This is a genomic window from Achromobacter marplatensis (genome assembly GCF_049060505.1).
Classification (GTDB): domain Bacteria; phylum Pseudomonadota; class Gammaproteobacteria; order Burkholderiales; family Burkholderiaceae_B; genus Achromobacter; species Achromobacter marplatensis_A.
In genome coordinates this window covers 1-2,084 of the sequence record NZ_JBMGRB010000029.1, presented here as the reverse complement: position 1 = coordinate 2,084, position 2,084 = coordinate 1, and the positions used below count along the sequence as shown (strand labels likewise).

The 2,084-nt window shown below is 52.4% G+C and carries 1 rRNA gene; it reads right to left on the bottom strand.

Features of this window, described 5'->3' with window-relative positions:
- Positions 1 to 24 precede the first annotated feature (24 nt).
- Positions 25 to 1,555 (bottom strand): 16S ribosomal RNA (locus tag ACI0FO_RS29380).
- Positions 1,556 to 2,084: the final 529 nt, after the last annotated feature.

Sequence of the window (2,084 nt, the reverse complement as noted above, 5' to 3'; positions counted from 1 at the left end):
CTTAATACGAGCACTTAAGCTCTGAAAGGAGGTGATCCAGCCGCACCTTCCGATACGGCTACCTTGTTACGACTTCACCCCAGTCATGAATCCTACCGTGGTAATCGCCCCCCTTACGGTTAGGCTAACTACTTCTGGTAAAACCCACTCCCATGGTGTGACGGGCGGTGTGTACAAGACCCGGGAACGTATTCACCGCGACATGCTGATCCGCGATTACTAGCGATTCCGACTTCACGCAGTCGAGTTGCAGACTGCGATCCGGACTACGATCGGGTTTCTGGGATTGGCTCCCCCTCGCGGGTTGGCGACCCTCTGTCCCGACCATTGTATGACGTGTGAAGCCCTACCCATAAGGGCCATGAGGACTTGACGTCATCCCCACCTTCCTCCGGTTTGTCACCGGCAGTCTCATTAGAGTGCCCTTTCGTAGCAACTAATGACAAGGGTTGCGCTCGTTGCGGGACTTAACCCAACATCTCACGACACGAGCTGACGACAGCCATGCAGCACCTGTGTTCCGGTTCTCTTGCGAGCACTTCCAAATCTCTTCGGAATTCCAGACATGTCAAGGGTAGGTAAGGTTTTTCGCGTTGCATCGAATTAATCCACATCATCCACCGCTTGTGCGGGTCCCCGTCAATTCCTTTGAGTTTTAATCTTGCGACCGTACTCCCCAGGCGGTCAACTTCACGCGTTAGCTGCGCTACTAAGGCCCGAAGGCCCCAACAGCTAGTTGACATCGTTTAGGGCGTGGACTACCAGGGTATCTAATCCTGTTTGCTCCCCACGCTTTCGTGCATGAGCGTCAGTGTTATCCCAGGAGGCTGCCTTCGCCATCGGTGTTCCTCCGCATATCTACGCATTTCACTGCTACACGCGGAATTCCACCTCCCTCTGACACACTCTAGCCCGGTAGTTAAAAATGCAGTTCCAAAGTTAAGCTCTGGGATTTCACATCTTTCTTTCCGAACCGCCTGCGCACGCTTTACGCCCAGTAATTCCGATTAACGCTTGCACCCTACGTATTACCGCGGCTGCTGGCACGTAGTTAGCCGGTGCTTATTCTGCAGGTACCGTCAGTTTCACGGGGTATTAGCCCATGACGTTTCTTTCCTGCCAAAAGTGCTTTACAACCCGAAGGCCTTCATCGCACACGCGGGATGGCTGGATCAGGGTTTCCCCCATTGTCCAAAATTCCCCACTGCTGCCTCCCGTAGGAGTCTGGGCCGTGTCTCAGTCCCAGTGTGGCTGGTCGTCCTCTCAAACCAGCTACGGATCGTCGCCTTGGTGAGCCGTTACCCCACCAACTAGCTAATCCGATATCGGCCGCTCTAATAGTGCAAGGTCTTGCGATCCCCTGCTTTCCCCCGTAGGGCGTATGCGGTATTAGCTACGCTTTCGCGTAGTTATCCCCCGCTACTAGGCACGTTCCGATACATTACTCACCCGTTCGCCACTCGCCACCAGACCGAAGTCCGTGCTGCCGTTCGACTTGCATGTGTAAGGCATCCCGCTAGCGTTCAATCTGAGCCAGGATCAAACTCTTCAGTTTAATCTCTGTATTTGTTTCGTATTCTTGGTCCGAATAAATCCGAACCAGGTCATACGTCGCTACTCAAAGGAAGTGAGGTATGTTCTTAAACTTGACGTCTAAGGTACTTCACTTCTAGTGAGCACTTGATTTCATTGTGCTTGTGAAGAAGCCAGGGCTTAACGCCCAACTTCATCACAGTGCATCGCATCAAGCGCCCACACTTATCGGTTGTTTAATTGTTAAAGAGCGGTACTGCTAAATTCTTTACTGCCACATCGCTGAACCCGCCAGCTTCGCCCGGCTTTTGCCTTGCGTTGCTTGCTGTTTTCAGCAGCAGAGAGGCGAGATTATGAAGGAGTTTTTATCGCCTGTCAAGTCAGCTTTGTTCGCTCTCGCGCCCCGCTTTCTTGCCTGCGACCCCTTCAGGTCTGCTCTCTTTAGCAGCTATCGAAATATCAGGGTTAACCCTAAGTTTTCGGCAACTGCCAAGCCTGAAACTATAACACAACTTTTGCAGATTATGCAACCGGCTTTTGCCTGACTTGCA